This is a genomic window from Actinomadura rayongensis, assembly GCF_009831215.1.
GTDB lineage: Bacteria > Actinomycetota > Actinomycetes > Streptosporangiales > Streptosporangiaceae > Spirillospora > Spirillospora rayongensis.
The window spans coordinates 40,588-53,033 of sequence record NZ_WUTW01000008.1 but is presented as its reverse complement, the minus strand read 5'-3'; the positions used below and the strand labels follow the sequence as shown (position 1 = coordinate 53,033).

General features: G+C 74.2%; 12 protein-coding genes and 1 riboswitch. Of the genes, 4 read left to right on the top strand and 8 right to left on the bottom strand.

The window, feature by feature from the left end:
* Positions 1–26: 26 nt before the first annotated feature.
* Positions 27–111: riboswitch (ZMP/ZTP riboswitch) on the bottom strand.
* A 90-nt stretch (positions 112–201) separates the two neighbouring features.
* The 5 genes from GQ466_RS26660 to gap form a co-directional block, all read right to left on the bottom strand.
* Positions 202–576 (bottom strand): RNA polymerase-binding protein RbpA, encoded by a 375-nt coding sequence (locus tag GQ466_RS26660; RefSeq protein WP_161105804.1) that lies wholly within the window; start codon positions 574–576, stop codon positions 202–204.
* A 77-nt stretch (positions 577–653) separates the two neighbouring features.
* Entirely contained in the window at positions 654–893 is a 240-nt protein-coding gene (secG, locus tag GQ466_RS26655; protein ID WP_103566814.1) for a preprotein translocase subunit SecG, read from the bottom strand.
* A gap of 159 nt (positions 894–1,052) precedes the next feature.
* Positions 1,053–1,850, bottom strand: a complete 798-nt coding sequence (gene tpiA, locus GQ466_RS26650; protein WP_161105803.1) for a triose-phosphate isomerase — start codon at positions 1,848–1,850, stop codon at positions 1,053–1,055.
* A 5-nt stretch (positions 1,851–1,855) separates the two neighbouring features.
* The gene (locus GQ466_RS26645) at positions 1,856–3,043 is read right to left on the bottom strand and encodes a phosphoglycerate kinase (RefSeq protein ID WP_161105802.1); all 1,188 of its coding nucleotides are present in this window, start codon (positions 3,041–3,043) and stop codon (positions 1,856–1,858) included.
* Between the two features lie 133 nt (positions 3,044–3,176).
* A complete protein-coding gene (gene gap / locus GQ466_RS26640) occupies positions 3,177–4,181 on the bottom strand; it encodes a type I glyceraldehyde-3-phosphate dehydrogenase (protein WP_161105801.1) in 1,005 nt (334 codons plus the stop codon).
* 423 nt (positions 4,182–4,604) lie between these two features.
* Between gap and GQ466_RS26635 the strand changes: the two genes are divergently transcribed.
* Genes GQ466_RS26635 through GQ466_RS26625 form a run of 3 tightly spaced genes read left to right on the top strand, consistent with a single transcriptional unit; the run spans position 4,605 to position 7,766 of the window.
* Positions 4,605–5,294, top strand: a complete 690-nt coding sequence (locus GQ466_RS26635; RefSeq protein WP_161105800.1) for a hypothetical protein — start codon at positions 4,605–4,607, stop codon at positions 5,292–5,294.
* Complete coding sequence (locus tag GQ466_RS26630) at positions 5,291–6,553, top strand: hypothetical protein (RefSeq protein WP_161105799.1); 1,263 nt, start codon at positions 5,291–5,293, stop codon at positions 6,551–6,553. Before GQ466_RS26635 ends, GQ466_RS26630 begins: the two co-directional genes overlap by 4 nt.
* On the top strand, positions 6,543–7,766 hold the full coding sequence (locus GQ466_RS26625; protein WP_161105798.1) for a hypothetical protein: 1,224 nt from the start codon (positions 6,543–6,545) through the stop codon (positions 7,764–7,766). The genes GQ466_RS26630 and GQ466_RS26625 overlap by 11 nt, the downstream gene beginning before the upstream one ends.
* 84 nt (positions 7,767–7,850) lie before the next feature.
* Here the strand turns inward: GQ466_RS26625 and GQ466_RS26620 are convergent, their stop codons facing one another.
* Together GQ466_RS26620 and GQ466_RS26615 are read right to left on the bottom strand one after the other, a co-directional pair.
* Positions 7,851–9,020 carry an MFS transporter gene (locus GQ466_RS26620; protein WP_161105797.1) on the bottom strand — a complete coding sequence of 390 codons (1,170 nt, stop codon included), beginning with the start codon at positions 9,018–9,020 and terminating at the stop codon, positions 7,851–7,853.
* 272 nt (positions 9,021–9,292) lie between these two features.
* A complete protein-coding gene (locus GQ466_RS26615; protein WP_237418416.1) occupies positions 9,293–10,957 on the bottom strand; it encodes a glycoside hydrolase family 3 C-terminal domain-containing protein in 1,665 nt (554 codons plus the stop codon).
* A gap of 27 nt (positions 10,958–10,984) precedes the next feature.
* Between GQ466_RS26615 and GQ466_RS32055 the strand changes: the two genes are divergently transcribed.
* Positions 10,985–11,413 (top strand): FCD domain-containing protein, encoded by a 429-nt coding sequence (locus GQ466_RS32055; protein WP_161105795.1) that lies wholly within the window; start codon positions 10,985–10,987, stop codon positions 11,411–11,413.
* A gap of 40 nt (positions 11,414–11,453) precedes the next feature.
* Here the strand turns inward: GQ466_RS32055 and whiA are convergent, their stop codons facing one another.
* The gene (gene whiA / locus GQ466_RS26605) at positions 11,454–12,434 is read right to left on the bottom strand and encodes a DNA-binding protein WhiA (RefSeq protein ID WP_161105794.1); all 981 of its coding nucleotides are present in this window, start codon (positions 12,432–12,434) and stop codon (positions 11,454–11,456) included.
* Positions 12,435–12,446: the final 12 nt, after the last annotated feature.

Here is a 12,446-nt window from a genome sequence, read left to right as displayed (position 1 = left end):
GACGGTACGAGGCCCCGGCGTGGGGACCCGTACACCCAGGCGCGCGGTGTGCGGACGGTTCGCTTCCCGGTGGTCGGATCCACCTTGACTGCGCCAGTCGCGTTGCCGTCCAGCCTAGCGGGACGCGCGCACCCCCGGAAAGACGCGAACGGGGCCCGCGGAAGGGGCGCTCCCTCCCGCGGGCCCCGCAGGGCTCGTCGCTCAGCCGCGTCCGGCGGCCTCCAGCGCGCGCTTCACCGCGGCGCGCTTCTCCCGCAGCTTGGCGAGGGCCTCCTCCAGGATGGCCTCGCCGTCCTCGTCGCTGCGGCGCTCCTTCACGTACGCGAGGTGCGTCTTGTAGGGCTCGGTCTTCGGCGGCGCCGGCGGGTTGTCCTTGTCCTGCCCGGCCGGGAAGCCGCAGCGCGGGCAGTCCCACGTCTCCGGCACCGCGACGTCCGTCGCGAAGCTCGGCCGGGTCTCGTGCCGGTTGGCGCAGTAGAAGGTCACCCAGACCCTGGGGGCCGCGTCGCCGCGCTCGGCCTCTCCCATCGGCCCGGCACCGACACGGCTGCCCCGAATCGCGTTGCCACTACCCACGGACTACTCCTCGCTCAGTGTTGCCGCGTCCGTCCGCCCGACGGAGCCGCGGCGCTCGCATGTCTCTCGGCGGCCGGTCAGGCGCCCTTGCTCTTGAACAGCAGGCCCAGCACCACGACCGACGCCAGCCAGATGATCCCGAGACCGATGGTCAGGCGGTCCAGGTTGCGCTCCACGACCGACGAACCGCCGAGCGACGACGAGATGCCGCCGCCGAACATGTCGGACAGCCCGCCGCCCTTGCCCTTGTGCATCAGGACGAGGACCACCATCAGCAGGCTCGCGACGATGAGCACGATGGACGTTGCGATGATCACAGTTCAGCGCCTTCTCTGGGTCGCCCCCGCCGGGGCGGGGCGTTCTCGGATGCGGACGAGCGTCGAGCCGGGCGTTTGCCCGTCAGGTACGAAGGGTACGACGAACGGGCGCCTGGTTCGGTAAGAACCCCCGGGACAGACCGAATCAATCCGTTCGGATCAGGCCGGAAGATCCCGGTACCGGCAGATCTTGACGAACTCGCCGGGGTCGAGACTGGCACCGCCGACCAGCGCGCCGTCCACGTCGGGCTGGGCCATGATCCCGGCGATGTTCGCGCCCTTGACCGACCCGCCGTACAGGATACGGATCCGCGCGGCCGTGTCGCCGTCGTACAGCTCGCCGACGCGCGCGCGGATCGCCGCGCAGACCTCCTGGGCGTCCTGCGCGGACGCGGTCTTGCCGGTGCCGATCGCCCAGACCGGCTCGTAGGCGATGACGAGCCCGGCGGCCTGCTCGGCGGTGATCTTCTGCAGCGCGCCGTCGACCTGCGCGACGCAGTGCGCGATGTGCTCGCCCGCCTCGCGGACCTCCAGCCGCTCCCCCACGCACACGATCGGCGTGATCTCGGCGCCGAGCGCGGCGCGCGCCTTGGCGTTGACGAGCGCGTCGTCCTCGTGGTGGTACTCGCGCCGCTCGGAGTGCCCGACGGTGACGTAGGAGCAGCCGAGCTTGGCGAGCATCGCGGCCGACACCTCGCCGGTGTAGGCGCCGGACGCGTGCTGGGACACGTCCTGGGCGCCGTAGGCCAGGTCGAGCTTGTCGGCGTCGACGAGCGTCTGCACCGAGCGCAGGTCGGTGAACGGCGGCAGGACGGCGATGTCCACCGCGTCGTAGTCGGCCTCCTTGAGCCCGAACGCCAGCTTCTGGACGAGCGCGATGGCCTCCAGGTGGTTGTTGTTCATCTTCCAGTTCCCGGCCATCAGCGGCTTGCGGGCGGAAGCGTTCTTCGGGGCCATCGGGGTCAGTCCTCCAGAGCCAGCAGGCCGGGCAGCGTCTTGCCTTCGAGGTATTCCAGGCTGGCGCCGCCGCCGGTCGAGATGTGGGAGAAGGCGGCCTCGTCGAAGCCGAGCCCGCGCACCGCGGCGGCCGAGTCGCCGCCGCCGACGACGGTGAACGCGCCGGAGTCGACGAGGCCCTGCGCGACGGCGCGGGTGCCGCCCGCGTAGGGGGCCATCTCGAACACGCCCATCGGGCCGTTCCAGAAGATCGTCCGGGCGTCGGCGAGCCGGTCGGCGAACAGCTTGCCGGACTCGGGGCCGATGTCCAGGCCGAGACGGTCGGCGGGGATCGCGTCGGCCGCGACGACGTCGTGCTGGGCGTCGGCCGCGAACGCGGTGGCCGCGACGACGTCCACCGGCAGCACGAACTCGACGCCGTTGGCCCGCGCCCGCTCCAGGTAGGCGCGGACGGTGTCGAGCTGGTCCTCCTCCAGGAGGCTCTTGCCGACCTCGTGGCCCTGCGCCTTGAGGAACGTGAAGACCATGCCGCCGCCGATGAGGATGCGGTCGGCCTTGTCCAGGAGGTTGTCGATGACGCCGAGCTTGTCGGAGACCTTGGAGCCGCCGAGCACGACGGCGTAGGGCCGCTCGACGTCCTCGGTGAGCCGCTTCAGCACGTCGACCTCGGTCGCGATGAGACCGCCCGCCGCGTGCGGGAGGCGCTGCGGCACGTCGTAGACGCTGGCGTGCTTGCGGTGGACGGCGCCGAACCCGTCGCCCACGTAGAGGTCGGCGAGGGCGGCGAGGCGGTCGGCGAACGCGCCGCGCTCGGCGTCGTCCTTGCTGGTCTCCCCGGCCTCGAAGCGCAGGTTCTCCAGCAGCCCGACCTGGCCGTCGGCGAGTCCGGCGGCGAGCGCGCGGGCCGACTCGCCCGCGGTGTCGGCGGCGAGCGGGACGTCCGCGCCGAGCAGCTCGCCGAGCCGCGCCGCGACCGGCGCGAGCGAGAACTCGGGCTTCACCTCGCCCTTGGGACGGCCGAGGTGGGCGCAGACGACGACCTTCGCGCCCCGCGCGCGCAGCGCCTCGATCGTCGGCAGGCTGGCCCGGATGCGGCCGTCGTCGGTGATGGCGCCGCCGTCCAGCGGCACGTTGAGGTCGGCGCGGACGAGCACCCGCTTCCCGGCGACGTCGAGATCGTCGATGGTGCGCATCGGCAAGGCGTTTCCTTCCGTCGGGGGTCGCCCCCGGTGGACACGGCGGGGCGGCGCGCACCGCCGCGCGCACGGCCCCCGGAGACACGGCCGCCGTGGCCGTGCGGGGCACGGCCACGGCGGGGGACGTCGGTCAGAGCTGGGCGCCGACGAGCTTGACGAGGTCGGCGAGGCGGTTGGAGTAGCCCCACTCGTTGTCGTACCAGCCGACGACCTTGGCCTGGTTGCCGATGACCTTGGTCAGGCCCGCGTCGAAGATGCACGACGACGGGTCGGTGACGATGTCGGACGAGACGATCGGGTCCTCGGTGTAGGTGAGGATCCCGGCGAGCGGGCCCTCGGCCGCGGCCTTCAGCGCGCCGTTGACCTCCTCGACGGTGGCCTCGCGGCCGAGCTCGACCGTCAGGTCGGTGGCCGAGCCGGTCGGGATCGGGACGCGGACCGCGTAGCCGTCCAGCTTGCCCTTCAGCTCCGGCAGGACCAGGCCGATGGCCTTGGCGGCGCCGGTGGAGGTCGGGACGAGGTTCAGCGCGGCGGCGCGGGCGCGGCGCAGGTCGCCGTGCGGGCCGTCCTGGAGGTTCTGGTCCTGGGTGTAGGCGTGGATCGTCGTCATCAGGCCCTTGTTGATCCCGAACGTGTCGTTCAGGACCTTGGCCATCGGCGCGAGGCAGTTGGTCGTGCAGGACGCGTTGGAGATCACCGTGTGCGCGGCCGGGTCGTAGGCGTCGTCGTTGACCCCGAGGACGATCGTGACGTCCTCGTTCTTGGCCGGGGCGGAGATGATGACCTTCTTGGCGCCGTTGTCGGCGTGCACCTTGGCCTTGGTGGCGTCGGTGAAGAAGCCGGTGGACTCGACGACGACGTCCACGCCGACGTCCGCCCACTTGAGGTTCGCCGGGTCGCGCTCGGCGAAGGTCTTGATGATCGCGTCGCCGACGGCGATGGAGTCGTCGGTCGCGTGCACGTCGCGGCCGAGGCGGCCGAGGATGCTGTCGTACTTCAGCAGGTGGGCGAGCGTGGCGTTGTCGGTCAGGTCGTTCACCGCCACGACCTCGATGTCGGCCCCGCTGGCCAGGACGGCGCGGTAGAAGTTTCGGCCGATCCGGCCGAACCCGTTGATGCCTACTCGGATGGTCACGGAACGGCTCTCCTCTTGCGTCGTCGTAACGTCGTCACGCCCGGTGTCGCCGGGCTGCCCACGGCGTGCGGTCTCGTGCTCGCACGGGGTGTTCCCCGCCCGACCCTACCGAATGACCCGGCCGCTCCCCGACACCGGAGGCGAGGGATATCGGGGGGTGAAGCCCCCTCCCCCACCTGGGGGATCGGACTGTCACCCCCGGGGGTCTAGACCTTTGTGTCTAGACCATTCAGCGGGCTCCCCGCCGCCACCGGGCCGTATGTGACCCACAGCGCACGCATCGTCGCATTTGTTCCTGTATGTAGTTGAGTGCCCGAGGTTGGACCGCCGTCGGGAAAAGTGGTGGTGATCACGCGGGGTGATCACCGGTCCCGGTCGCCGCCCCCGGAACGGCTGACCGAAATACCCGTACACTTCCGACCCATGCGGCGTGGACTCCTCGTCCTGATCCTGGGGCTGACGATCCCGACCGCGGCGACCCCCGCGCGGGCCGACGGGACCGACGACCGCCGGATCGCCGCCGCGCGCGCCGACCGGCTCGCCGCGCTGTGGCGGCGCGACCCGGTCCAGGTGACCGACCACGCCCCGCGCGCCCTTCCCGCCGACGCGGCCACACGGATCAGGGCGGCCGTGGCGCGGCTGCGCGAGCCCGTCTACGTCGCGGTCGAGCCGCCGCTGCCGGGGCGCGTCGACGCCGCGGACCTGCTGCCGCTCGTCCACGACCGGCTCGGCCGCGACGGCGTCTACCTGATCGTCTCGGTGGACGGACCGCTCGGCGCGGCCCGCCAGTACGGCACCGGACCCGTCACCGTTCCGGAGCACACGCTGACCGCCGCCGCGGTGGAACTGCCGTCCGACGCCGGGGCGGTCGCGGTCGTCGAGCGGTTCGTGGACGTGGCGCTGGCCGGAGACGTCTCCGAGCGGCTGCGCGCCGGGAACCGTCCGGTGCCGAAGACGCGGCTCCGCCGTGCGCTGGAGCGCCGCGACGCCGCCGAGCGCCACACCGCGCGGGTCGAGGGGTGGACGTTCGCGGCCGGGACGGCGCTCGGCGGCGGGATCGTGGCGGCGGTGCTCGTCCGACATCGGCGGGGACGTCGGCGGGCGCGCCGATGAGGGCGCGGAGTACGGCCGTCCTCGCGGCCCTGGCGTTCGGCGCGCTTCCCGTCGTCCCGGCCGGGGCCGCGCCGTCCCCGCCCGCCGCGCCGTTCCCGGCGTACGCGTACCACCGGCTGGACCGGGTCGGCGCGGCGCTCGCCCGCGACCCGGTGTTCGTCGACCCCGACCTCGCGCCCTGGATCGGCGCGGCCGACCGCCGCCGGGTCCGCGCGGCGACGGCCGCCGCCGCGCGGGCGCTCGGCACGCCCGTGTACGTCGTCGTGATCCCCAACCCGTCCGACGCGGAGTCGGCGGGCGACGACCGGGCCTTCCTCGCCGAACTGCGCGACCGCACGGGACGGGACGGGCTCTACCTCATCGCCGACACGTCCGGCCGGGTGGACGCCGCCGGGTTCCGGGTCCCCCGCGACCTCTCGCGCGACCTCGAAACACCGTCCCTAGACGACCCCGAACCCGACTTCCGCCGGCCGTTCGCCGGACTCGCCGACCGGCTGGTCCGCCGGCTGGACCGCGCCCGGAACGGCGCGGCGGTCCCGCCCGAGACGACCACGGGCATCGAGAGCCCGCCGGCCTTCGGCCACGAGGACGACCTGGTGCCCGCCGACGGACCCGAGTTCCGCGCGCCGTTCCTCACCGGCCTGCTGCTCGCCGGACCGTTCGGGGCGCTCGTCCTGTACGCCCTGTGGCGGATCGCGGCGGCGCTGGTCGCCCGGCGCGCCCGGCCCCGCTCGGCCGTCCGGTCCGGCGGTCCGGTCCGGCCGGGCGCGCGGTGGCTGCGCCGCACCGCCCGCCGGGACGTGGCGGCGCTGCGCGCGGCGCTCGGCGCGGACGGCGGGGAGAACCGCGGGCTCGACTTCGCCACCGGCGCCTACGACGCCGCCCAGATCCTGCTCGACGACGTCGCCGACGACCGGGCGCGCGCGATCGACCTCGTCGGCGTGATCGTGCTCGCCCGGCAGGGCCGGGAGGCGCTCGACCGGAACGTCGCGTCCCCGCCGCCGCCCTGCTGGATCAACCCGCTGCACGGGGCGTCCGCCGAGCACCGGCGGACGGACGTCGGCGGGCGGGGGCGGCGGGCGCTGTGCGGCTCGTGCGCCAAGGCGTCGACCGCGACGCTGCGGAGCCGGGTGCTGCACGTCCCCGGCCCGGCGGGCGCCCAGCCCCACCACGACGTCCCCGGGCTGTGGCGGGACGCCGCGTACGGTGCCCGCACGCCCCTGTCCCCTCTCGTCCTGGAGTCCCTCGGTGTCGACTAGCCCGTCCCCCGGCGAGCGGATCGCGGCGGCGCTGCGGCGCTCGCCCGTGTACGTCGATCCGTCGCTGGCCCCGGCGCTGCCCGTGGCGGACCGCCGCCGGCTCGTCGCGACGCTGCGCCGCGCTCCCGTGCCGGTGTACGCGGTGATCGTCCCGATCGTGCGCGGCGGGACGTGGGCGGACGGCGACCAGCTCCTCACCGTCGTCCACGACCGGCTGGGACGCGACGGCGTCTTCGTCGGCATCGACGAAAACGCCGACACCCTCACCGCCCGCGAATGGACGGGGAACGACGACGACCGGAAGTGGGAGAGCCCCCACGCGGCGCGCGAGTCGGCCTGGGCCGTCAACTTCGACCGGCGGATGGACGACGCGTCCCTGTCCACCCGCCTCACCGCGTTCGCCCGCCTCATCACGGCGGGCACCGGCAAACGCGAGTACGAGCGGCTGAGCGCCGAGATCAGCCGGCGGGCCCGGCGGAGCGAGCCCGCCAAAGAGACCGCGGACGACGGGCTCCCGGTCCTGCCCGTCACGGCAGGCGCGGCGGGCGTCGCGGTCGCGGCCGTCGCCGGGCTGCTGGTCTGGCGACGGCGGCGCATGGCCGCGGCGCGGCGGCCCGGCGACGGCCTGCTGCTCCCCCGCGCCGTGTTCGCCACCGCCGGGAAGGCCGACGAGGACGAGCTGCGCACGCAGGCGTCCCGCGAGGTCATCGCGTTCGGCGAGGACCTGGACGCCACGACCGTCGCGGGCGGGGCGGACCGGCCCCGCGCGCTGCTCACCCGCGCGCTCGACGCCTACCAGGCCGCCGGGAAGACCCTCGACGCCGCGTCCGGCGTGCCCGACCTCGCCGGGGTGCTCGTCCTCGTCGACCAGGGCCGGGACGCGCTCGCGTCCGCCACCGCGCTCGCCGCGGGCGGACGCGAGATCCCCGCCGTGCCGCTGTGCTTCTTCCACCCGCTGCACGGCGACGGGTCCGTCACCGTGGACTGGCGACCGCTCGGCACCCGGCGAAGGCTCCGGGTCCGGTGCTGCGACGCGTGCGCGCGGGCCGTGAAGGAACGCCGCTCCCCCGACTGGCTGCTGGACGACCGGGACGGACGTCCCGTCCCGTACTTCGAGGTGCCGCCCGAACGCAGCGTCTGGGCCGACACCGGCTACGGGCAGTTCCGCGACGACCTCGTCCACCGCGTGCTGCGCGGCGACGCGCGCCGCTGAGCGGGTCCGTTCCCGGCGCGGAACATCCGGGGAGGTGACGGCCCCCGGCGGCAGGGGCCGTCACCTCGCCGTTTCCGGCCGTGGTCAGAGCACGGCGCGGATCGGTTTGATCGCGATCGCGCCGCAGACCATGAAGACCGCGCCGGCGACGAACACCGGCGTGTAGTCCCCGCTTCCGGCCAGGAGGAACAGCGGGGCGATGCTCGGCGCGAGCGACTGGGGGAAGGCGTTGGCGATGTTGAAGATGCTCATGTCCTTCGCGCTGTCGTCGGGGTCGGGCAGGACGGCGGCGACCAGGGCCAGGTCCACCGCCATGTACAGGCCCGTCCCGAACGCGCCGACGCCGATGCCGACGAGGAACCGGGTGTAGGTCGGGGCCGTGCCGACGATCAGGAGCCCGGCGGCGGCGATCACCGCCGCCGCGACCACGAAGGGCTTGCGCCGTCCGACGCGGTCCGACAACCAGCCGCCGGCCACCGAGACGATGATCGTGACGGTCGCGTTGACGGCCATCGCGCCGAACACGGCGCGCGCGACGTCGTCGGCGGAGAAGCCCAGCTCGTCGGTCAGGTAGTAGACCTGGTAGGTGAGCAGGTAGGACAGGCCGAGCATGAGCAGGAAGCGGCTGACGAACGCCCAGGCGAAGTCCGGGTGCCGACGCGGGCTGAACCGGTAGGCCCGCAACAGCGTCAGCAGACCGCGTCCCACGTCGGACACGGCCCGCGCCGGTCGGTCGGGGAGGACCACGACGAACCCGCCGACGAAGACGACGGCGATGGCCGTCGGAAGGAGAAGCGCGGCGGGGCTCCGCGCGGGCACGGCCTGCACGAGGAAGGTGCCGACCAGGACGGCGGCCTGGATGGTGAGCCCGAGCAGCCCCGACACGCGGCCGAGGTGGCGCGCGGGGACGTGGTCGGGGAGCACGGCGAACATCGCGGCCTGGGCGGCGTTGAAACCGAGCGCGGCGACGCACCAGCCGACGACCAGGACGACCACGTTCGGCGCGGCGACCAGGATGACCGTGCCGGCCACGCTGACCAGCATGCCGCCGATCAGCCAGGGGCGACGCCGTCCGATCCGCGCCCGGGTCCGGTCCGACAGGTAGCCGAAGACCGGGCCCGCGACGGCGGCCAGCAGAGCCCCGGCGCCGATGGTCAGGCTGAGCCAGGCGCCCTTGTCGGCGGACGTGAGGTCGGCGACCCGCAGGGCCAGGGTCACCGAGACCGGCGTGAGCAGCCCGATCCAGAGCGCCATCTGGGCCAGGACGTACGACGCACGAACAGCGGTCGCATCGCCCGTTCACCGTCGGCGGTCGTGCCGGGCGGCGCGGAGGGGGAAGAGGGGTCGGGGAGGGGGAGGTTCTCGGTTCCGGTCACGGTGTCCTCATCTCGATCTCGGAAGGGCGGCGCACCGCGGGGACGCGCGCGGACGCTGGACCGCGGAACGCCGTCCATGCGCCGTCGGCCGACGGGCCGGGGGTGGAACGCGCCGAATCGGCGTGTCGAGGGGAACGCGTTGCGGGAGGCTCAGAGGGAGGCGCGCGCCGAGTCCGCCACGTGGGCGCTGGAGGATCCGACGTCGAACACGGCCTGCCCGGCGGGGCGCCGCCAGCCGCGCGAGGCGGTGTCCCAGACCGCGAGGAGTCGTCGCTCCAGGTCGATCCGCGCCCGCGTGGACTCCCCGGGGGCGAGGTGGACCTTCGCCCAGCCCACCAGCCGGCGCGGGCACGGGCCCAGCGTGTCGGGAAGCTGGGCGTAGAGCTGGACGACCTCGGCGCCGGCCCGGTCTCCGGTGTTGCGGACGTCGGCCCACGCGGTCAGGTTCTCGGGGTCGACGGACAGGCCGCCGATCTCGAACGTGGTGTAGGACCGGCCGAACCCGAACGGGAACGCCGGACGGCGGTCGCCGGTGAACCATTTGTAGCCCGACGTCAGCGCGTGGTCGTAGGACACGTCGAAGGCCGTCGCCGGCGACCAGTCCACCGCGGGGTCGGCCATCCCGGTCATCTCGATGGGCTGGCTCGTCGGGACGATCGAGGTCGGCAGGTCGTCCGCGGAGAAGGGGAAGGTGACGGGGAGCTTCCCCGAGGGGTTCACCGCCCCGCTGAGCACCCAGGCGATCGCCGGGCCGCCGCGGTGGCCCGGGTACCACGCCTCGAGCACGGCGCCGACGCGCCCGGCCCAGGGAGTGAGGACGGGACCGCCGGTCTGCAGGACGACGACCACCGAGTCGTTCACGGCCGCGAGCGCGTCGATCAGCCGGTCCTGCTCGCGCGGCAGGCTCAGGTCCTCGACGTCGTAGTGCTCACAGGTCCACTGGTCGGCGAACACCACGACCACGTCCGCGTCCCGGGCCGCGCCGGTCGCCGCGTCGACGTCCGAGCCGTCCGCGAACGAGACCGCCGCCCGCGGAAACTCCTCCCGGATCGCCTCCAGCGGGGACGAGGGCACCCAGATCGGCTGCATGACGGGGAGCTGGCCCGGCGGCAGATCGACGGGCACGGCGTTGCCGCCGATCGGATCGACGGCGCACGAGCCTCCGCCGCTCGGCACGCCGACGTCGGCGTGCGCGCCGACGACGAGGACACGGTGCTCGGCCGCCGGATCCAGCGGCAGCAGTCCCCGCTCGTTGGCCAGCAGGACGATCCCGTTCTCCGCGATCCGCTGGGAGACGCGGTAGCTCTCCGCCGCGTCGAAGTCCGGGACGGGCGACGCGTCCAGCAGCCCGACGCGGGCCATGGTGCGCACGATCCGGCGCGCCATGTCGTCGAGCCTCGCCGTCGGCACCCGGCCGTCGGCGACCGCCCGGCCCAGGGCCGCGCCGAACCAGCGGTTGAGCGGGAACTCCTGGTCGAGCCCGGCGTTCGCGGACGCCTCGGTGCTGTGCGCGGCGCCCCAGTCCGACATCACCCAGCCCTGGAACCCCCACTCGTCTTTGAGGACGTCGGTGAGCAGGTACCGGCTCTCGCTGGCGTAGGGGCCGTTGAGACGGTTGTAGGAGCACATGACCGCGCCGACCCCGGACCGTTCGACGGCGATCTCGAACGCGAGCAGTTCACCCTCGCGCAGGGCGCGCTCGTCGATCACGGTGTTGATCGTGAACCGCCCGGTCTCCTGGTAGTTGCCCGCGTAGTGCTTGACCGTGGCGATCACGCCGGTCTCCTGGGTGCCGGCCAGCTCCCCGGCCACCATGATCCCGGACAGCAGCGGGTCCTCGCCGTGGTACTCGAAGTTGCGCCCGCAGCGCGGAAGGTCGGCAGCGCCCGGCTCGCCGCCGCCAACCGCGACGAGGACGCCCTGGCCGAACTGGACGAGGCGCTGCGGAACCTGCGCTCCGTCGAGGGGGACGAAGCGCTGCACGCCGCCGACATCGCCTTCCACGCGGCCCTCGCCCGCGCCTCCGGCAACGACATGTTCAGCCTGACCCTGGACGCGCTCCAGCCCCTCCTGCACCGACTGCGCCGCCGCGTCTGGAGCGGCTGGGTCTCCTCCGGGGGCAACCTGGCGAGCATCGTCGAAGCCCACGCGACGATCCTGGAGCGCGTGCGCGCGGGCGACGCCGACGGCGCGGCGAAGGCCATGAGCGATCACCTCGCGCAGGCGCGCCACGGACTCGAGAGCCCGACCGGCGGCCCCGGCGCCGGGTAGCGCCGCGACCGCCCGGGGCACGCCCCGCCGTCGGCCGAGGTCAGGGGGCGAGCATGTCCGCGGTCAGGTTCGCCTCGGTGCCCGGGAGGCCCTGGTCGCTCGCGCGCTTGTCGGCCATCGCCAGCAGCCGCCGGATGCGGCCCGCGATGGCGTCCTTGGTCAGCGGCGGGTCGGCGAGCTGGCCCAGCTCCTCCAGCGACGCCTGCTTGTGCTCCAGCCGCAGCCGCCCCGCGCTCACCAGGTGCTCGGGGGCCTCCTCGCCGAGGATCTCCAGCGCCCGCGCCACCCGCGCGCCCGCCGCGACCGCCGCCCGCGCCGACCGTCGCAGGTTCGCGTCGTCGAAGTTGGCGAGGCGGTTGGCCGTCGCGCGGACCTCGCGGCGCATCCGCCGCTCCTCCCAGGCCAGCACGCTGTCGTGGGCGCCGAGCCGGGTCAGCAGCGCGCTGATCGCGTCGCCGTCGCGGACGACCACCCGGTCCACCCCGCGCACCTCGCGCGCCTTGGCGTGGATCTTGAGCCGACGGGCCGCGCCGACCAGCGCGAGCGCCGCCTCCGGGCCCGGGCAGGTCACCTCCAGCGACATCGACCGGCCCGGCTCGGTCAGCGACCCGTGCGCGAGGAACGCGCCCCGCCACGCCGACTCGGCGTCGCACGCCGCGCCCGCCACCACGTGCCGGGGCAGCCCCCGCACCGGACGGCCGTTGTTGTCGATCAGGCCCGTCTGGCGGGCCAGGGACTCGCCGTCGCGGAACACCCGCACGACGTAGCGGTTGCCCTTGCGCAGCCCGCTCGGCGCGAGCACCACGACCTCCGAGCCGTGCCCGAACACCTCGGCGACGTCCCGGCGCAGCCGCCGCGCGGCGACCCCGGTGTCGATCTCGGCCTCCACCACGATCCGGCCGCTCACCAGGTGCAGGCCGCCCGCGAAGCGCAGCAGCGTCGAGACCTCGGCCTTGCGGCAGCAGGGCTTCAGCACCTGCAGCCTGCTCAGCTCGTCCTTGACCACACCGGTCATCGCCATGAGATGAACCCT

Bases quoted from the DNA above. Each gene is read 5' to 3' on its own strand.
- GQ466_RS26630 (WP_161105799.1), top strand. From the start codon at position 5,291: ATGAGGGCGCGGAGTACGGCCGTCCTCGCGGCCCTGGCGTTCGGCGCG.
- GQ466_RS26635 (WP_161105800.1), top strand. From the start codon at position 4,605: ATGCGGCGTGGACTCCTCGTCCTGATCCTGGGGCTGACGATCCCGACC.
- GQ466_RS26620 (WP_161105797.1), bottom strand. From the start codon at position 9,020: ATGGCGCTCTGGATCGGGCTGCTCACGCCGGTCTCGGTGACCCTGGCC.
- tpiA (WP_161105803.1), bottom strand. From the start codon at position 1,850: ATGGCCCCGAAGAACGCTTCCGCCCGCAAGCCGCTGATGGCCGGGAAC.
- GQ466_RS26615 (WP_237418416.1), bottom strand. From the start codon at position 10,957: ATGGTGGCCGGGGAGCTGGCCGGCACCCAGGAGACCGGCGTGATCGCC.
- GQ466_RS26645 (WP_161105802.1), bottom strand. From the start codon at position 3,043: ATGCGCACCATCGACGATCTCGACGTCGCCGGGAAGCGGGTGCTCGTC.
- whiA (WP_161105794.1), bottom strand. From the start codon at position 12,434: ATGGCGATGACCGGTGTGGTCAAGGACGAGCTGAGCAGGCTGCAGGTG.